The organism is Thioclava sp. PTB-PU3-1, from assembly GCF_055666785.1.
Genome location: NZ_JBVNVL010000001.1, coordinates 805,611 through 823,786, shown reverse-complemented (window position 1 = coordinate 823,786; position 18,176 = coordinate 805,611). Strand labels below are relative to the sequence as shown.

Annotated in this window: 14 protein-coding genes and 1 tRNA gene; 9 read left to right on the top strand and 6 right to left on the bottom strand. The window is 64.4% G+C overall.

The features are described from left to right. The first annotated feature begins 28 nt into the window (after positions 1-28). A complete protein-coding gene (locus ACZ7GB_RS03795; protein WP_078519773.1) occupies positions 29-682 on the top strand; it encodes a GntR family transcriptional regulator in 654 nt (217 codons plus the stop codon). Here the strand turns inward: ACZ7GB_RS03795 and ACZ7GB_RS03790 are convergent, their stop codons facing one another. Continuing rightward, positions 683-2,626, bottom strand: coding sequence for a glycosyltransferase family 2 protein (locus tag ACZ7GB_RS03790; RefSeq protein WP_472157683.1), 1,944 nt, complete (start codon positions 2,624-2,626; stop codon positions 683-685). 218 nt (positions 2,627-2,844) lie between these two features. Then, positions 2,845-4,008 carry a glutamine-hydrolyzing carbamoyl-phosphate synthase small subunit gene (gene carA, locus ACZ7GB_RS03785; protein ID WP_472157682.1) on the bottom strand — a complete coding sequence of 388 codons (1,164 nt, stop codon included), beginning with the start codon at positions 4,006-4,008 and terminating at the stop codon, positions 2,845-2,847. 170 nt (positions 4,009-4,178) lie between these two features. On the opposite strand from carA, the gene ACZ7GB_RS03780 reads away from it, so the two are divergent. From ACZ7GB_RS03780 to ACZ7GB_RS03770, 3 genes are all read left to right on the top strand, one after another. Beyond that, positions 4,179-4,643 carry a GatB/YqeY domain-containing protein gene (locus tag ACZ7GB_RS03780; RefSeq protein ID WP_078519770.1) on the top strand — a complete coding sequence of 155 codons (465 nt, stop codon included), beginning with the start codon at positions 4,179-4,181 and terminating at the stop codon, positions 4,641-4,643. A gap of 81 nt (positions 4,644-4,724) precedes the next feature. Further along, the gene (locus ACZ7GB_RS03775) at positions 4,725-4,910 is read left to right on the top strand and encodes a DUF3008 family protein (protein WP_274963826.1); all 186 of its coding nucleotides are present in this window, start codon (positions 4,725-4,727) and stop codon (positions 4,908-4,910) included. Positions 4,911-4,969: 59 nt separating this feature from the next. Further along, positions 4,970-5,386 (top strand): hypothetical protein, encoded by a 417-nt coding sequence (locus ACZ7GB_RS03770; RefSeq protein ID WP_472157681.1) that lies wholly within the window; start codon positions 4,970-4,972, stop codon positions 5,384-5,386. Here the strand turns inward: ACZ7GB_RS03770 and ACZ7GB_RS03765 are convergent, their stop codons facing one another. The 4 genes from ACZ7GB_RS03765 to lipB form a co-directional block, all read right to left on the bottom strand. Further along, positions 5,387-5,923 carry a DUF2244 domain-containing protein gene (locus ACZ7GB_RS03765; RefSeq protein WP_152843072.1) on the bottom strand — a complete coding sequence of 179 codons (537 nt, stop codon included), beginning with the start codon at positions 5,921-5,923 and terminating at the stop codon, positions 5,387-5,389. 92 nt (positions 5,924-6,015) lie between these two features. Further along, positions 6,016-7,686: a cytochrome c oxidase subunit I gene (gene ctaD, locus ACZ7GB_RS03760; RefSeq protein WP_078519766.1), complete on the bottom strand. Its 1,671-nt coding sequence runs from the start codon at positions 7,684-7,686 to the stop codon at positions 6,016-6,018. Between the two features lie 286 nt (positions 7,687-7,972). Continuing rightward, positions 7,973-8,404 carry a c-type cytochrome gene (locus ACZ7GB_RS03755; protein WP_078520032.1) on the bottom strand — a complete coding sequence of 144 codons (432 nt, stop codon included), beginning with the start codon at positions 8,402-8,404 and terminating at the stop codon, positions 7,973-7,975. Between the two features lie 114 nt (positions 8,405-8,518). Then, on the bottom strand, positions 8,519-9,193 hold the full coding sequence (gene lipB, locus ACZ7GB_RS03750) for a lipoyl(octanoyl) transferase LipB (protein ID WP_078546052.1): 675 nt from the start codon (positions 9,191-9,193) through the stop codon (positions 8,519-8,521). A 201-nt stretch (positions 9,194-9,394) separates the two neighbouring features. Between lipB and ACZ7GB_RS03745 the strand changes: the two genes are divergently transcribed. The 5 genes from ACZ7GB_RS03745 to ACZ7GB_RS03725 all read left to right on the top strand — a co-directional run bounded on the left by ACZ7GB_RS03745 (position 9,395) and on the right by ACZ7GB_RS03725 (position 18,151). Further along, positions 9,395-11,059, top strand: coding sequence for a peptidoglycan-binding domain-containing protein (locus tag ACZ7GB_RS03745; protein ID WP_472157680.1), 1,665 nt, complete (start codon positions 9,395-9,397; stop codon positions 11,057-11,059). Between the two features lie 143 nt (positions 11,060-11,202). After that, positions 11,203-11,289 (top strand) — tRNA-Leu (locus ACZ7GB_RS03740). Positions 11,290-11,522: 233 nt separating this feature from the next. Further along, entirely contained in the window at positions 11,523-14,087 is a 2,565-nt protein-coding gene (locus ACZ7GB_RS03735) for a hypothetical protein (protein WP_472157679.1), read from the top strand. A gap of 121 nt (positions 14,088-14,208) precedes the next feature. Then, a complete protein-coding gene (locus tag ACZ7GB_RS03730; protein ID WP_472157678.1) occupies positions 14,209-16,941 on the top strand; it encodes a Hint domain-containing protein in 2,733 nt (910 codons plus the stop codon). Between the two features lie 109 nt (positions 16,942-17,050). Beyond that, on the top strand, positions 17,051-18,151 hold the full coding sequence (locus tag ACZ7GB_RS03725; RefSeq protein WP_078519761.1) for an ABC transporter ATP-binding protein: 1,101 nt from the start codon (positions 17,051-17,053) through the stop codon (positions 18,149-18,151). Positions 18,152-18,176 lie beyond the last annotated feature (25 nt).

The following is an 18,176-nucleotide window of genomic DNA, read 5'->3' as shown; positions in this document are numbered from 1 at the left end:
TCTCTGGCAGAACGCGAAAGCAGGTTGCATGCAAAAAGACGCCTACACTCTCATACTCGACGCCATCGACGAAGGCGTTTACCGCCCCGGGGACCGCTTGGTCGAATCCGAATTGGCGGAGCGGTTCGGAGTGTCACGCACCCCGGTGCGCGAGGCGCTGCAGCGGCTCGAAACCCAGCAAATGCTGGCCCGCGACGGGCGGTCGCTGATCGTGGCCTCGCTCGATCACAACCAGCTGGCGGAGCTCTATATCGTGCGCGCCGAGCTGGAGGCGCTGGCCGCGCAACTGGCGGCGAAACATGCGGCCCCCGAAGAGGTCCGCGTGCTGCAGAACATGATCGACGAGGATCGCGGTCAACTCGACGATCCGGAGGCGCTGAGCCGGGCAAATCGCCGGTTCCACCACCAAATTCACCTCGCCTCGCATAATCGTTACCTCGTCCAGCAGCTCGACCTCGTGCACCGTTCGATGGCGCTTCTCGCGACGACATCGCTTGCGGTGAAGGGCCGGGGCGAGGCGGCGCTCGACGAGCATCAGGCGATTGTCGATGCGATCCGCGAAGGCAATGGCGATGCGGCAGCCTCGGCGCTGCGCGCCCATATCTCGCGCGCCTTCGAGACGCGCCTCACGCTCGACGCTGCGCATCACGGCACGGCGGGCCATTGGGCCGAGGCGCTCTGATCAGCCGATAAGCGGCGCACGCGCCAGACGCTGCGGTCCGGGCTTTACCCCGGCCTGTGCGGCTGCGATTTCCTCGAGAAGCCTGTGCCGCGCGCTGTCCGGCGCCGTGGCTCCATTGGCATCGAAAATGCCGTGGCTGGTCTTGTCCCAGTAGAAGGGTCGCGCGACCAACTCATACAGCGCCTTCCAGCCCGCCAGCGCGCCCAGCGGATAATAGAGATGCAGCGTCGGCACCCATTTGATCAGATGGCGATGTTCCGCACCGCGGCAGGCCCAGGCCGAGGTCGTGATCGCGATCAGCTCCGACAGGAGGAAAGTGCCCATGACGAGCGCGAAGACCGGGCCGGGCAGGGCGCTCGCGATCGGATGCCAGACCCCGAACAGCGCGAGCCAGAAGCTCCACAACACCGGGGCCAGAACATATTGCGAGAGCGATCCGAGGATCAGGATCTGCACCCCGATGAAGCGTTTCGTTCCGAGATCGCGCCAGAGCTGCACCGGATCGCGCATATGGACCGCCCAAGTCATCGCGTATCCCTTGAGCCAGCGCGAGCGTTGTTTGACCCACGGTACAGCACGGCAGTTGGCTTCCTCATAGGTGACCGCCGGGATCAGCTCGGTCCGGTAGCCATGCCGCGCCAGACGCACGCCGAGATCGGCATCTTCGGTCACGTTATGCGCGTCCCAGCCGCCCAGCTTCTCCAGTGCGTCGCGGCGGAAGAACAGGGTCGTGCCGCCCAGAGGCACGACAAAACCGAGCCGCGCGAGCCCCGGCAGGAACATCCGGAACCATGTCGCATATTCCACCGTGAAACAGCGGGCGAGCCAGTTGGTGCGCGGGTTGTAATAGTCGAGGATGCCTTGCAGACAGGCGGTCTCGGGCGGGGCCTCGAGAAAGCGTTGGGCGGCGATCTGCAGCTGATCCGGTTCGGGCGCGTCCTCGGCATCCCAGATCCCGATCACCGATCCGCGGCAGAAGTTCAGCGCGTAGTTGAGCGCGCGCGGCTTGGTCTTGATCGGCCCGTCGGGCACCGTGACCACCCGCATCCAACGGGGCAGGTCGGCACCGGAAAGGGCTGCCAGAGTCATCGCGTCGGTCTGCTCGACGACGAGGATCACGTCGAGCAATTCGCGCGGATAGCGCAGCTTGCCGAGCCGTTCGACCAACCGCGCGGCGATGTCCGTCTCGCGAAAGAGCGGGACCATCATCGAGATGATCGGGAGCCGTCCCCTTGGCGCGCTACGGTCGCACGGGTCAGGGGCGGGACGACGGCGGGCGGTGAGTTCGCTCGCGAAAGCGACCAGTTTGAGCGCTATGGAGCCTACGAGCGTCAGCATCACCCATGCGAAGAGAATGCCGATCAGGAGAGAAGGTGCGAGCCACAGGCCGAGACCCGTCACCACGAGAAACCCCGCCGCAATCCGGCTTGCACGTTGTTCGTTATGGTCACGGCAACTCTCGGCCGGGTCGACCTTGATTTCGGCGCGGCGGATCAGGGCGGTCTGGCGGCGGGCCAACAAGCTCTCGTGGATGCAGCGTTCCGGCGCCAGCACCAGCCTGTAGGGCGCATGGCGCGCGGGCAGGGCGTCGCGAAGCGCTTCGAAATCCTCGGGCCGTGCGGTCGCGATGAGGGTCACGCCGCCCACGCGCCGCCACGGCACCATCGCATGTCTCAGGCACAGTTCCGCCCCGACAGCGTCGATCAGGCGCGGATCGGGCGGGCAGGCCTGCAGATCGACGACCGAGGCGTGCCATTGCTCGGCCAAGGCCGCCAGCAGATCGGCCTCGCGGACCCAGCCATTGGCCAGAAGAATGTCGCCCAGCCGCACATCCTCGCGTTGCCGCAATGCTGCGGCCTTGAGCAGATCGCCCGGGTCGATCGCACCTCGGTCCAGCAGGATTTGCCCCAGAGGTTGGCGCCGCGGGCGGTTGTCGCGCCTCATTGGCTCGGCGTCAGGGCTTCGCCGTTCCAGCGGATCAATGGAATTCGCAATTGGATTGGTCAGCAGGAGCGGTGCCGGTTCGGCAACATCTGCTGGTATCTCGAGAAGCTGTTGCCGCGCGCCCATGCCAAACCTCGCATCTGTCCCGGGGGGCAGGATGCGAGCGTTTGGTTAATAGGCCATTAACCGCAGTCTGGAGGCCGCAGTCGCCGGGTCGCTTACGCCTTGCGTGCGCGCATCGCGGTCGCGAAGCGCTCGAACAGGTAGTAGCTGTCCTGCGGACCCGGGCTCGCCTCGGGGTGATATTGCACCGAGAAGACCGGGCGGTCGGACATCGCGATCCCGCAGTTCGAGCCGTCGAAGAGCGACACGTGGGTTTCCGACACGCCCTTGGGCAGGGTCTGGCTGTCGACCGCGAAGCCGTGGTTCATCGAGGTGATCTCGACCTTGCCGGTGGTCAGGTCCTTCACCGGGTGGTTCGCCCCGTGGTGGCCGTGGTTCATCTTGATCGTCTTCGCGCCAAGCGCGAGCGCCAGCATCTGGTGGCCGAGGCAGATGCCAAAGACCGGCAGCTCGGTTTCCAGAACGCCCTTGATCATCGGCACGGCATATTCCCCGGTGGCCGCCGGATCGCCCGGACCGTTCGACAGGAAGACCCCATCGGGCTCAAGCGCGAGCACGTCCTCGGTGGTCGCGGTGGCGGGCAGCACGGTCACGTCGCAGCCAGCCGAAGCGAGGCAGCGCAGGATGTTGCGCTTCGCGCCGTAGTCGATGGCGACCACTTTCAGATCGTTGCCTTCGGCTTTCTTGTAGCCCTCGGGCCAGGCCCACCGCATCTCGTCCCAGCGGTAGCTTTGCGAACAGGTCACGTCCTTCGCGAGGTCGAGCCCTTCGAGCCCGGACCATTCGCGGGCCTTGCGCACCAGAGCCTCGATGTCGAAGACGCCATCGGGGTTATAGGCGAGCGCGACATGCGGCGCACCCTGCTGGCGGATCGCGCGGGTGAGGCGGCGGGTGTCGATGCCGCCGATGCCGATCCGGCCGCGCTTCTCGAGCCACTCGACCAGCGTTTCGGCCGCGCGCCAGTTCGACGGCTCGGTCGGGTCCCATTTCACCACCATGCCAGCGGCGACGGGGTCGTTGGTCTCGTCATCTTCCGGGTTCACGCCGGTGTTGCCGATATGGGGGAAGGTGAAGGTCACCACCTGACCCGCATAGGACGGGTCGGTCATGATTTCCTGATAGCCGGTCATCGCCGTATTGAAGACCAGTTCGGCCACTGTCTCGCCCGGGCGGCCGAAACCCTTCCCGTAAAACAGCGATCCATCAGCGAGCGCGATCAACGCAGTGGGCTTTTCCGATGCGGACTGGCTTGCAGGCATGGCGCGACTCCCCGATGTCAAAATTCGCCGGAACCTAGACGCGCTGAACGCGGGGGTCAAGAGGCCATGAGATAATTGCGAAATGCTTATTTATCAATGGCTTGCGGATGTTGTGCGCGTTTCGCAATGCCGCTATTCTGGCGCCTTCACTGAAGTAGGGACACGATGTGATGCAAATGCGCGATAAGATCGCCGCCGCGTTGAAAGCGGCGATGAAGGAAAAGGATCAGGAGCGGCTCTCGACGCTGCGACTGGTCAACGCCGCCATCAAGGACCGCGAGATCGCGATGCGCGCCGAAGGCGAGGGCGAGGGCACTGTCGGCGACGCCGAAGTGCTTGCGATCATGGGAAAGATGGTGAAGCAGCGTCAGGAAAGCGCACGCGCCTATGAAGAGGGCGGTCGGCTGGAGCTGGCCGAGAAGGAGCAGGCCGAGATCCGCGTGATCGAGGACTTCCTGCCGCGTCAGCTGAGCGAAGATGAGGTGAATGCCGCCATCGAAGCCGCCATCTCGAAACTCGGTGCGGAGTCGATTCGCGACATGGGGCGCGTGATGGGCGAGCTGAAGGGGCAATATACCGGACAGATGGATTTCTCGAAGGCGGGCCCGATGGTGAAAGATCGTCTCGCCTCCTGATCTGACTTGGGTCTCTCGAGACTGGGAACAGCGCCCCCTTGTGGGGCGTTTTCTTTTGAGCGTTTGTCAAAGGAGGCGGCGATGCCGGCGCAATCGAAAGCACAGCAGAAAGCAGCGGGCGCGGCGCTCGCAGCCAAGCGCGGCGAGACCAAGGTCGGCGATCTTCAGGGCGCGTCGAAGGAGATGTATGACAGCATGTCCGAAAGCGAGCTTGAAGATATCGCGAGCACCAAGCGCAAGGATCTTCCCGACAGCAAGGACGACTGAGCGGTGCCGCCAAGGCTGTGCCTGATGTCGAGTGACGAGTAATGTGTTTGGAGAAGTGGATGAGGCGTCTTCCGGGGTTGGCAGTTTTTGGGACGGTTGTCGGGCTGGCGGGATGTGTCCCGCAGCCGGGCTTGCAGGATTTGAAGCGGAGCTATCCCGACCGCACGCTTTATCATTTCAACTCGTCTGCCCTGGGCGGTGAGGTGAGTTATCTCTGCGCGCCGGGTAGCACGCCGAGGGCCACCAAGGCCCGCGCGCGCAAGGCCCATGCTGCCTATGAGGCTGAAATACAGAGCTACGGCGACAGGTTCGCCGAGACGCTGGTCTCCGCTCTGGAAGCTGGGACGGGGGCCAGTTCTGCAACGCAAGAGGTCAATCGCGACAGCGACGCCTGGGCGCGCGAGGCGGCGTTGAAGATCGAAGAACAGTATGAATGCCTGCCCGTGGCCGCGCCGGGGGTTGGCATTTCTAAGTGATCAGGGCGCAATGGGCGCGCGTGCGGCAGCAAGCCGGATCACCAGTTCGCGGTGCAGCTGGCGGCGCTCTTCCGGCGTGAGAAAGGCGCCGATCTCCACCTCGCGCGGGCCGCCGCGCAGGGTGAGGTAGGCTTCGACCGGTCCGCCCTTGCCGTGCAGGTCGGCCTGCACCCAATGCGGATTGGCCGCCCAGTCGCGTGAGGGTTTGCCCGGTTCGTGGCGGATCAGGTGCAGGTCCGGCCCGTTGAAGGTCAGGACCTCGAGCACCTCCCCGGTGCGATAGCTATGCGAGATTGCCCACCAGACGCCTGCGATGGCGAGCGCGATGAAGGGCAGCAGCCCCCACAGCTCCACATGGCCCAGCAGCGACAGCAGCGGCAGGCTGACCATGACCACCGTGGCTGCGATGAAAAAGACGAAGCCTTTGCGCGGCAGGGAGCGATAGGGCCACAGGTGCAGCTGATCGGGCAGGGGCGCAGCCTCGGAGCGGGGCGCCTCCATGGTTTGGCCTTCGGTATCTGTCCAGCGATAGGGCATGATCCGCCCGGTCCTTCCTGCAACCTCTCGCCCTTTTGCAAACGGCCCCGGATCGCTCCGGGGCCGTTCTCGTTATCAGGAGATCTAGATCACTAGTGCGCGTGGGCGTGATCCCAATCCTCGCGCTTCGGGAGCTCCTCGAACGTGTGCTCCGGCGGCGGGGAGGGCAGGGTCCACTCCAGCGTGTCGGCATACTCGTTCCAGTAGTTGTTCTCGGTGACGCGCTTACCCTTGAAGAGGGTGTAGAACACGATGCCGATGAAGAACACGAAGCTGGCGAACGAGATGAACGCACCGATCGAGCTGATGTAGTTCCAGGTGGCGAAGGCCTCCGGATAGTCGATGTAACGGCGCGGCATGCCCTGACGGCCCAGGAAGTGCTGCGGGAAGAAGATCATGTTCGAACCGATGAACATCATCCAGAAGTGCAGCTTGCCGGCCCATTCGGGATACTGACGGCCCGACATCTTGCCGATCCAGAAGTAGACGCCCGCGAAGATCGCAAACACCGCCCCCAGCGACATCACATAGTGGAAGTGCGCCACGACGTAGTAGGTGTCGTGATAGACGCGGTCGAGCGGCGCCTGCGACAGCACCACGCCGGTCACGCCGCCGATGGTGAACAGGAACAGGAAGCCGATCGCCCAGAGCATCGGCGTCTTGAACTCGATCGAGCCGCCCCACATCGTCGCGATCCAGCTGAACACCTTCACGCCCGTTGGCACCGCGATCACCATCGTCGCCACCATGAAGTAGCTTTGCTGGGTCAGCGACAGGCCCACCGTATACATGTGGTGCGCCCAGACGACGAAGCCCAGAACACCGATCGCCACCATCGCGTAGACCATCGGCAGGTAGCCGAAGACCGGCTTCTTGGAGAAGGTCGCGATGACGTGGCTGATAATGCCGAAGCCCGGCAGGATGATGATGTAGACCTCGGGGTGACCGAAGAACCACAGGATGTGCTGGTAGAGGATCGGATCGCCGCCACCCGACGGATCGAAGAAGGTGGTGCCGAAGTTACGGTCCATCAGCAGCATGGTGATCGCGCCTGCCAGAACCGGCAGCGACAGCAGGATCAGCCAGGAAGTCACGAAGATCGACCAGGCAAACAGCGGCACCTTGTGCAGCGTCATGCCCGGCGTCCGCATGTTGAGGAAGGTCGTGATCATGTTGATCGCGCCGAGGATCGAGCTGGCGCCCGAAACGTGCACGGCGAAGATCGCGAGATCCATCGAATAGCCGCCCTCGTTCACGGACAACGGCGGGTAGAGCACCCAGCCCACGCCCGAGCCTGCGCCGCCGCCGCCACCGGGGGCGAGCAGCGAAGCGATCCCGAGCGAGGTGCCCGCGACATAGAGCCAGTAGCTGAGGTTGTTCATCCGCGGGAACGCCATGTCCGGCGCGCCGATCTGGAGCGGCATGAAGTAGTTGCCGAAGCCCCCGAACAGCGCCGGGATGACGACGAAGAACATCATCAGGACGCCGTGATAGGTGATCATCACGTTCCAGAGGTGCCCGTCGGGGGTGCATTCCTCGGCCGAAGCGATGAAGCGCGCGCCCTCGGCGCACATGTATTGCACGCCCGGCTCCATCAGCTCGAGGCGCATGTAAACTGTGAACAGGACCGAGATCAGCCCCACCGCGCCTGCGGTGAAGAGATACAAGATCCCGATATCCTTGTGATTGGTCGACATGAACCAACGGGTAAAGAACCCGCGCGTGTCATGTGCGCCCTCGCCGTGAACGGCTGCGTCCGCCATAGTGATCTCCCATTTCTCCCGTCAGACCCGGGTCTCCCGTCCCTTTGGGCCTGAATGAACGGAGGTTATGAATATTTCGATGGCAGGGCAAGAATTCTGCACACGCAGCCGTGAAAAAATGTCGCAGCTCTGTCAGGCGTGAGTGATGTGTGATCTCACGCCCTTTGCGGGCTGTGCGAGCGTCGGGGTGGCGCCGCGCGGGCGTTGCGAATCCGCGACGCTGGCACAAAAAAAGCGGACCCCCGAAAGGGTCCGCCAACGAACGCGTGATGCGTTTATGTCGCGATCAGGACGCGGGCGCGTCGGGCGACACTTCTGCCGAACCGAGGTAAGCGGCGATGTCCGCCTGGTCCTTGCGCTGTTTGTAGGCCATGCCCGATTTCGCCTTGGGGTCGCCGGTCTGCTCTTCGAGGAACTTCGACGGATCGGTGATGTATTCGGCGAGCAGCTCTTCGGTCCAGACGGCGCCAGTATCGGCGTATTCCTTGATCCCGTCCTTGTATTTATAGCCATCCACGGATGCGACCTTGCGGCCGATCACGTTGTAGAGGTTCGGGCCGACCTTGCCGCCTTTGTAGATCGCAGTGCCATCGGGGGCGACGATCGAGTGACAGGCCTTGCACCGCTTGAATTCGTTTTTGCCTTTCTCGACGTCCTGCGCAAGCGCGGGGCTCGCAACGGTGACGGCGGTGATCATGGCAATAAGGCTGAGTTTCATCGCGTCTTCCTTGTTCATTTTGAGACGAAGCTCGGGCCCTCCCGACCCGGCTTTCACAGGGCAGTCACGCTGCCTTGAAGGGCGTTCTAACATGCATGATTACCTATGTGTCCACTAAACTTCTGAGGTCGCATTTAGTTTACTCACAAAAATGCGACAGAATGTCGCACGTAGCGCGAGATCAAGATCGGCCATTTCGACCGGCAGGCCGAGATCGACGAGGCTCGTCACCCCGTGATCGCGAATCCCGCACGGCACGATTCCCTCGAAATGCGACAGGTCCGGCTCCACATTGATCGAGATGCCGTGGAAGCTGACCCATTTGCGCAGCTTCACCCCGATCGCGGCGATCTTGTCCTCGCGCAGGCTGCCATCCGCCGCCTTCGGCTTGTCGGGGCGCTGGACCCAGACGCCGACGCGACCGTCGCGAATTTCGCCCTTCACGTTGAATTCGTCGAGCGCGGCGATCACCCAATCCTCGAGCTGGCGCACGAAGCAGCGCACGTCGCGCCCGCGCTTGTTGAGATCGAGCATGACATAGGCGACGCGCTGGCCGGGGCCGTGATAGGTGTATTGGCCGCCGCGCCCGGCCTCGAAGACGGGAAACCGGTCGGGATCGACGAGATCTTCGCGCTTCGCCGAGGTTCCCGCCGTGTAGAGCGGCGGGTGCTCGAGAAGCCAGATCATCTCCTCGGCCTCGCCCGCGGCGATCTTGGCCACGCGATCCTCCATGAAGGCCAGCGCCTCATGATAGGGGACCGGGCTGTCACTTACGCGCCATTCGACCATTTCTTAACCTCACCCGCCGGAATTCCTCACCCGGCGTCAATATTCCTTGCCACATCACCGATTCGGAGCGCAAACTTGACCTATTGGTAAGGTCGCGCACCCCCCGCGCCGGTCACATTCCGACCGGTCCTGTCGTGCAGAAACATGGAATTTGCGGGGCAACAGGCAAGACCGGAAGTTATTTGATTGGAGGGTTCAGGGATGAAACACAAGTTCGTTCTGGCGGGTCTTGCGCTCGCCGTCGCTACGGGCGGACCGGCAGGGTCGGCGCTGGCGGGCGGCTCGGATATCGTAGGCGGGGTGATCGGAGGGATCATCGGCGGCGCGATCGTGAACGAGGCCAACCGCCAGCCGCGCACGGTCACCAAGCGCACCTATTACAAGAAGCCGACCATGTCGTCGGCGCAGCGCGAGGCCAATCGCGAAGTGCAGGTCTCGCTCAACCACTTCGGATGGAATGTCGGCACGCCGGATGGGGTGCTGGGGCGCAACTCGCGCGCGGGCATCTCGCAATATCAGGCCTTCATGGATTTCCCGATCACGGGCAAGCTGACCGATCTGGAGCGCACCATCCTGACCACGTCGTATCAGAAGGCGAGCTTGGGCGGCGCGGCGGTCACGCAGACGATCTCGACCCATCCGCAAGGGATGCGCGGGCTTCTCTTGCAGACGCGCGAGCAGATGCTGGGCACGGGGAAATCGACCTACGCTGGCAATTCGATCGGGGGCTTGCCGCCTCAGATCTCTGAGGCCGTGTTCGAGATCGCGCGCAGCTCCAACGTGGAGCCGCAGCAGCTGATGGCGCGGTCTGGCTTCGTGCAGCTGGCCGATCTCAACAATGACGGGCGCACCGACTATCTGCTCGACACGTCGGTTCTGGGGCCGGGCTTCTGGTGCAACGACAAGAGCTGCGCGGTGCGGGTCTTCGCCTCGACGCCGAGCGGCTTCTCGCGCAACGACTTCCAAGCCTATAACGCGACGCCTGCGATGTTCACCTGTCAGGCGGGGGCGTGCCAGAAGGCCGATACGGGGGCCCAGAGCAACGCGCCGGTCACGGCTGCCGCGCCCGCGCCTGCTCCGGCGCCAGCTGCGCCGTCCTTCGCGACGCAGATGGCCTCGCAGCCAGCGCCCGCGATGCCGTCCTTCGTGGCGCCCGCGCCGGTTACGGAACCGGTGCCGGTGTCTCTTGCATCCTTCTGCGCGAAGACCAGTCTCGTCACCTCATCCAATGGCGGCTTCGCCACCGAGGCTTCGCTCACCGATCCGGGGCAGGCCCTGGGCGAGCAGTTCTGCCTCGCGCGCGGCTATGCCTTGGACGAAGGTGCGGAGCTGGAGGCCAATATCGGCGGCTTCACACCCGGACAGATCGCCGCGCAATGTCGCGATTTCGGCGCGCTTCTCTCCGAGGAGGTGGCTGCCGTCGGCACCACCCCGCGCGAGGCGACGCTTGCCAAGGTAAAAAGCTTCATCGACGGCTCGGGGATGAGCCCGGCGCAGCTCTCGGGCACCGCGAAGGTCTGCCTGTCGGTCGGCTACCGCACCGACGACATGGAGGTGGCGCTGGGCTCGGCGCTGGTTCTGGGTGGACTGGGCGAGGGCGCCTATGACGAATTGGTCGGCCATCACCTGATGCAGGGAATCGGTACGGCTGAGCGCGCCGACCTCGCGATGGGCTGGTACGAGAACGCGCTTTCGGCGCAGCCGGTCTTCGCGCCCGCGCAGCCCGAGCGCAGCGGTCTGATCCGCAAGGCGGCCCTGATGATGAACGGTCGCGCCGATGCCGCCACCGCGCCGAAGCCCGCGATGGCGCTGCCGAGCTTTGCGGCGAAGGCGGCTGAACTCGTGGAAACCGCGGCGCCGCAATAACCTGCCTCCTGCGACAGGCCGGGACCGCCCGGCCTGTCGCAACGGCAAGAGCGCGAATGCGAAAAATTCTCGCCAATCCCGAAATACCCCCTTTTCATCCCCCAAGCCTTTGGCTAATACGCGCCACACCAAGCCTAGACAGTGCGGTCGTGGCGGAATTGGTAGACGCGCAGCGTTGAGGTCGCTGTGGGGTAACTCCCGTGGAAGTTCGAGTCTTCTCGACCGCACCATTTCTCTCCTGAAGAGAAACCTGACAGACCCGAGGCGGGTATCCCCCATTTCGAAAATCTCACGTTGCACCGTAGATGTGCGCGCCGCTTTGTGTATCTCCAGCTTTGGCGGTTTGCATTTGATTTCAAAGGCTTGATGGCCTCGGGCGAGCTCCGTGCGCTCGGTTCAAGGCTCGGTAGGGCCTCTTGCTGATCCTATCCCTCGACAGCGGCTTACCCTGAGCGAGGATCGCATGACCTGCCACATCACCGGAATCGTCACATCCCCAGACGGGACGATTAGCGCCAATTGCACCGTCAGCTTCGAGCGGCTGGGCGGAATCGTCTCGACCGTCGAGCAAGGCGGCGTCACGGTCCGGCTGCCTAGGGTCGTCTCGGCCCAGACCGACGCGGAAGGCGCGCTCGCGATCGACTTGCCTGCGGGCGACTATCACGGCACCTGTTTCGGTGACGCGTGGCAGTTGCATTGGGAGTTTCTGGCCCGTGTGCCCGATGCGCCAAGCGAGAGTTTCGCCAATTGTATAGCGACTGCCCCTGAGGAAGCGCCCGCAGATACGCCGCCCTCGGAGGCGAGCGCGGTATATGTCGCGCTGGCGCAGGCTTGGGCGGAAGGCACGACCCCGGGCGGGCCGGGCACGCAAAGCGCGCAGGCGTGGGCGGAGGTGGCGCAGGCCGGGGCGCAATCGGCGGGCGCAGACGCGACCGCGGCTGCGGTGGCCAGCACGTCGGCTGCGGAGAGTCGGGCGGCGGCGGAACTGGCGCGCGATGCCGCGATGCTGAGCGGACGAGTTTATGCGAGCGTTGCCGACGGGCTCGGGGCCACGGCGGAAGGCGCGCATTTCAGTGTGGCGGGCGAGGGCGCGCGTTTCGCGACGCTCTACCGTCATGCGGCTGGAGGCATCGCCGAGGAGGTCGCGAGCTACCCGTCTTCCGACGCGCTGGCGGCGCGGAGTTTCTCTGGTATGCGCTCGGTCTTCGGCGGCAACGACTTTCGCGACGGTGCCGCGGGATGGGCCATCTCTGGGGCGGATACCGTAAACTGGACCCTCGAGGGAGCGGAGGTCGCGCGGAGCCTGTCGGGGCAAAGCTTCGGCGCGATGCTGATCTATAAGGACGTCCCCGGCGCGGGCGTCGATCTGGTCGCGGGCCATCGCTACGCGCTCTACGCCGATTTCGATGTGGAGGGCGATGTCGCCGCAAGCGGTATCGACACGCTCGGCTGGCGTCCCTTCGTGCTGCAATCGACGCCGGGATCGGCAATGGGCGCGCTGCGCGTGCAGGTGGGTGAGACAGGTGCGCCGATCCGCCACCGCGTTGCGCGGTGTTTCATTGCCGAGGCGAACGCCACGCGCGGCAATCCCTATATCGAATTCGCGAGCCCGCGCGACGGGAGCGATCAGAACCTCCTGACCCTGTCGCTCAAACTCACGCTGCGCTGCTTCATGCTGGTCGATCTGGGCATGGCCGGCGAACCCGCTTTCGACCTCAGTGAGGCAGAGGTGGCCGAGGCGCTGGCGCGGCTTGGCGCCCCCTATCACCCGCTGGCCGAGACCGCGCAGGCGATCAGCTTCGACGCGGTGCGTGCGGTCCAGACGGGCTACGCTCAGCAGGCGGGGCAGGCGGCTCGCGCCGATCTTGCCGACATGGCAGAGGCGCTGCGCTCCCCTTGGGCGGGCAAGAGGGTTATCACTTTGGGCCATTCGCTGGTCTCGCAGGTCATGTGGCAACCGCATCTGCGCGAGATGCTGTCGCTCGAGGGGCACTCGGTGCGCGGGATCTCGGGTGGCACCTTGCAGCCCAAGCCGGGCGAGGGTGTGACGGGTATGTTCTCGCGCGACTATATGGCGGGACTCGCGAACGACCTGATCAATTTCAGCGATGCGACCGCAGGAAACGCGACGACGCTGGGCCTGAGCGCGGGTGTCCGGGACCGGAGTGCGGCGACGATCTTCTGGCTCGGCGCGAATGACGGGGTGACGGATCTCGCGAATGCCGGGTATCAAACCCTCGCGCTCGATGGGGCGCAGATCGCGGGGCTGGCGGCGAAGGCGGCGGCGCTCTCCGTCGGGCATTTCGCAGGCCGCGCAGAGGGGCTCGCGGCGACGCAAGCCGGGGCCTGTTTCACGGCCCCCGGCACGCAGCCCGGCTTCGATATCCTCTATGAGCATCGCAATACCGGCAGCGCCGAGGCGCGCGCGATCTATTGCGTTCCGCAGCCCGGTACCCCCTATAGCTGCGATCGGATCATGACCGAGGCCGAGCAGAACGAGTTCGAGGTGCGCAACGCCGCGGATGGTGCGGCGGCCTTTCTGTCTGAACCGCTGAGCACTGGGTATATCGTGACCTATGAAGGTCTCTGGCACACGATGATCGCCAATTATCTTGCGGCGAGCGGCTTCGATGGGGTGCCAGATCATCGGCTGTTCATCGTGCGCGAACCGCAGGCCTTCTGGTCTTTCGATGGGACGCTCGACTGGCCGCAAGGGCATTTCGAGCGCAACGCGGTGCATGCGCGCGTGGCTGATCGTTGGGGGATCCCGTTGATCGATTTGTGGGGCGAGAGCGGCATCAACCTCGCGACGCGCGGCTGGTATCTCGCGGTCGAGGCTGGGGGCGATCTGCTCATCCATCTCAACGACCGTGGCGGGCGGCTGTGCGCGAACCGGGTCGCGACGCGGATGGCGCAGTTTCCGCCGCTCGATCCGTCGGGGGCATCGGATGGGGTGGCGCTGTCGCTGCCCGTGGATGCATCCGGCCTCGCGCCGTGGCAACCCGACAATACGGTCACGCCGGGCTGAACCCCGACCGATTTATCTCAAATCGCAAGAACTCTCTCGCGCGCGTTAACCCTGCCTTGGGAGATGCGCGCGATGATCGCCCCGGGTGAAACCGTTTTGGGGCTGATCGGGCGATCGTGCGATGACGAGTTACGTCTTTCATGGCTATTTCCGATCGGATTTCCTGATCGAGGGCGGCGGCTCGACCGTCGTCACCGGCAGCCGTCTCATGATCGACCCGAGCTGGGACGTCGATACGAGCGGACGTATCTTCACCTTCACCGACGACGGCTCGACTCTCTCCGGCGACACAATCCTCGACGAGATCGGCAACGACCTCACGCAATCCGTCTCGGTGACCGATGCATATGGCGCGCCGATTGCGTCCGGTCAGGTTTATATCGAGAATGCGTTCACGCTGCTCGCCCCGGACGGCACGACGATCACTGTCTACATCCTCGAGATTGGTGGGACGATCATCGGGGAGGTTGCCGATCAACCGCTGCAGCCTGGCGTCACCTATGAGGTCACATCCGTCAACGACGTCTCGACCGGTCCCGCCTATACCGAGCTCTTCAACGCAACCTACGACCCCGACGACGCCAACGCGATCCAGGGCGGCAGTCTGGATGACTCGCTTCAAGGGGGCGCGTCGAACGACCTGATCGATGGGGGCGCTGGCGCCGACACGATCGACGGTGGCGCGGGCGACGACACGATTTACTACGGTTCCGGCGGCGGCACTTTGGCCGAGGGCGATCTGGTCTATGGCGGCGATGGCAATGATCTGATCGACGATATTTCGGGCACCTTCTATGACTATGACGACACCATCTATGGCGGCGCCGGAAGTGATACGGTCTGGGCCGGGGGCGGCGCGGATTACGTCGAGGGCGGGGATGATGACGACGTCGTCCATGGCGAGGCCGGGGATGACACGATCCTTGGTGGCTCGGGGAACGACTATCTCTATGGCGAGGATGGCAACGACTCGATTCTGGGCGAGGCGGGCTCGGATACCATCCTCGGCGGGACGGGGGACGACACGATCTCGGGCGGGGACGGGGCCGATCACCTCGCGGGCGAGGCCGGGAGCGACCTCCTCTACGGCGATGCCGATGCCGACACGTTCTACCTGAGCGACGCATGGGGCAGCGATACGATCTTCGGCGGTGAGACGGTCACCACGGGCAACGATTTCGACCTGCTCAACTTCACCTATTACACGGCGGGCGGCGTGGCCGTCACCTTCTCCGGATCGGAGAGCGGCACGGCCAGTGCCGGTGGAAACGCGGCGAGTTTCAGTGAAATCGAAGGGGTCGTCGGGTCGCAGCAGGGCGACGTGATCGACGCTACCAGTGATGCCAGCGGCGTCTTGATCGACGGTGGTGGCGGCGCCGACACCATCACCGGCGGATCGGGCGCGGACACGCTTTCAGGGGGTGACGGCAACGACACGATCTGGGCGCTGGGCGGCGACGACCTGATCTCGGGCGGGGCGGGCGACGATACGCTACAGGGCGTGGGCGGCAGCGACACGCTGACCGGCGGCGCAGGGGCTGACGAGCTGCACGGCGGCGACGATGCCGATACCTTCCTGCTTTATGCCGGGGACGGGGCCGAGACGATCTTAGGCGGCGAAGGCGGCACCGATTGGGACGTGATCGAGCTTGGTCCGGGTGAGGCCGTCGTCCTCTGGACGGGTTGGGAAACCGGCGCGATCAGTTATGACGGCGGCATTACCGTCACCTATTTCTGGGAGGTCGAGGAGGTTCGGGGCTCCGCTGACGCAGAGGCATTCGATGCCTCCGCCGCGGGGAATGCCGTCTCGATCGCAGCAGGCGACGGGGCCGATACGCTGACTGGCTCGGCGCTGGGCGACACGCTCGATGCGGGCGCTGGCGATGACGTCATCGATGCGGGTGCCGGGGTCGATACGATAACCACCGGGCTTGGGGCCGATACGCTCAGCTTCGGCGATGGCGACGGGCAGGACATCGTCACCGATTTCGATCTGACGGATGACGGGACAGGTTTCACGCTCGATCAGCTCGACGTCTCTGACCTTACCGATGGCGCTGGCAATCCGGTCAATGCCTGGGATGTGACGGTCAGCGACGATGGCGCGGGCAATGCGGTTCTCAGCTTCCCCACGGGCGAGAGCCTGACGCTGACCGGTATCGCGCCCGACCAGGTTGCGACCGCTCCGCAGCTTTACGCGATGGGCATCCCCTGTTTCACCGAAGGCACGCGGCTGGCTACGCCGCGCGGGCCGCGCCGGGTGGAAACCCTGAAACCGGGTGATCTGGTCGCGACGCTGGACGGTGGATCGCAGCCGGTGCTGTGGCATGCGCGTCGCCGGTTCGGCGCGGCGGCGCTGGCCGCCGATCCGCGGCTTTGCCCGGTGCGACTGCGGCCCGGTGCGTTCGGCAATGGCGAGGCGCTGGTTCTCTCCGGGCAACATTGCATCTGGGTGCCGGAGGGGCAGGGCGCCCTCGCGCGCGCGCGCCACTTAGCGGCAACGGGATGGGGCGGGGCGCGGGTGATGCGGGGCTGCCGGGAGGTGACCTATCACCACTTGCTGCTGCCGCGTCATGCGTTGGTCAATGCCGAGGGCGCCTGGGTCGAAAGTTTCTGGCCCGGACAGCAGGCGCTGCGCGCGCTGACCCCCTCAGATCTGACCGATCTGCTGCGCGCCCACCCCGCCTTGGCGAAGGTCCATTTCCTCGGCGCGGCGCCGGAAGCGGTCTACGGTCCACGAGTTCGTCCGCCTCTTACGTCGCGGAAGCTAGATCGTTCCAAATGCAAGTCGTGGTCGCTCCTTGCGCGACAAGCGACGCAAAACGGCAATTTTTCAGGCGAAACCGTGCTGTGATGCGTCGGTGACGTGGGTTTTTGATTTCCGGGTTGAAAAACGCAAATGCCCTTGCTTTAGTCACATGCACGGGAATTGACCAACGACAAAAAACAACGGGGAGCCCGCTTTGAACAACGCAGCTAGCGACGATGGATTCGTCGTATTCGACCGCGTGCAGAAGAGCTATGACGGCGAAACGCTCGTCGTGAAGGATCTCAATCTCTCGATCGGTAAGGGCGAGTTTCTGACGATGCTCGGACCGTCCGGTTCAGGGAAAACCACCTGCCTGATGATGCTTGCAGGTTTCGAAACCGCCACCAACGGCGAGATCCGCCTCGACGGCCAGAACATCAACATGGTGCCTCCGCACAAGCGCGGCATCGGGATGGTGTTCCAGAACTATGCACTCTTTCCACATATGACCGTGGGCGAGAACCTCGCCTTCCCGCTCGAAGTGCGGGGCATGGGCAAGGATGAACGCGAAACCAAGGTCAAGCGCGCACTGGACATGGTGCAGATGGGGAGCTTCATCCATCGCCGTCCGGCGCAGCTTTCGGGCGGTCAGCAACAGCGGATCGCGCTGGCCCGCGCGCTGGTCTTCGACCCCGAGCTGGTCCTGATGGACGAACCGCTCGGCGCGCTCGACAAACAGCTTCGCGAACATATGCAGTTCGAGATCAAGCACCTGCATGAAAGCCTCGGGATCACCGTGGTCTACGTGACCCACGATCAGGGTGAGGCGCTGACCATGTCGGACCGCGTGGCCGTGTTCAACGATGGCCGCATTCAGCAACTCGCGCCGCCGGACGAGCTCTATGAACGTCCGCAGAACAGCTTCGTCGCGCAGTTCATCGGCGAGAACAACAAGCTTCCGGGCCGGGTGGAGACGCTGAATGGCGACACCTGCACGGTGCGTCTGGAAACAGGCGAGATCATCGACGCGACGGCGGTGAACATCCGCGAGGCAGGGCAGGAGACGCTGGTCTCGATCCGTCCCGAGCGGGTCGAATTCAAGCCCGAGATGATGCCTTCGGGCGCCCATACGATCAACGCCGACGTGCTCGAAGTGATCTATATGGGGGACATCCTGCGCACCCGTATGAAGGTTGCCGGGTCGCCGGAATTCGTCATGAAATCGCGCAATACGCTCGATCAGGTGCGGCTGACGGAAGGCCAGACGGTCAAGATCGGCTGGCACCCGCAAGACGCGCGCGCGCTCGATCTCTAAAGAATGCGGAACGTGCGGTCCAAGC

Coding starts and splice junctions, on each gene's coding strand:
- ACZ7GB_RS03795 (WP_078519773.1), top strand. CDS start 29: ATGCAAAAAGACGCCTACACTCTCATACTCGACGCCATCGACGAAGGC.
- ctaD (WP_078519766.1), bottom strand. CDS start 7,686: ATGGCGGACGCAGCCGTTCACGGCGAGGGCGCACATGACACGCGCGGG.
- ACZ7GB_RS03755 (WP_078520032.1), bottom strand. CDS start 8,404: ATGAAACTCAGCCTTATTGCCATGATCACCGCCGTCACCGTTGCGAGC.
- ACZ7GB_RS03770 (WP_472157681.1), top strand. CDS start 4,970: ATGAGGCGTCTTCCGGGGTTGGCAGTTTTTGGGACGGTTGTCGGGCTG.
- ACZ7GB_RS03745 (WP_472157680.1), top strand. CDS start 9,395: ATGAAACACAAGTTCGTTCTGGCGGGTCTTGCGCTCGCCGTCGCTACG.
- ACZ7GB_RS03765 (WP_152843072.1), bottom strand. CDS start 5,923: ATGCCCTATCGCTGGACAGATACCGAAGGCCAAACCATGGAGGCGCCC.
- carA (WP_472157682.1), bottom strand. CDS start 4,008: ATGCCTGCAAGCCAGTCCGCATCGGAAAAGCCCACTGCGTTGATCGCG.
- lipB (WP_078546052.1), bottom strand. CDS start 9,193: ATGGTCGAATGGCGCGTAAGTGACAGCCCGGTCCCCTATCATGAGGCG.
- ACZ7GB_RS03780 (WP_078519770.1), top strand. CDS start 4,179: ATGCAAATGCGCGATAAGATCGCCGCCGCGTTGAAAGCGGCGATGAAG.
- ACZ7GB_RS03735 (WP_472157679.1), top strand. CDS start 11,523: ATGACCTGCCACATCACCGGAATCGTCACATCCCCAGACGGGACGATT.
- ACZ7GB_RS03730 (WP_472157678.1), top strand. CDS start 14,209: ATGACGAGTTACGTCTTTCATGGCTATTTCCGATCGGATTTCCTGATC.
- ACZ7GB_RS03790 (WP_472157683.1), bottom strand. CDS start 2,626: ATGAGGCGCGACAACCGCCCGCGGCGCCAACCTCTGGGGCAAATCCTG.
- ACZ7GB_RS03775 (WP_274963826.1), top strand. CDS start 4,725: ATGCCGGCGCAATCGAAAGCACAGCAGAAAGCAGCGGGCGCGGCGCTC.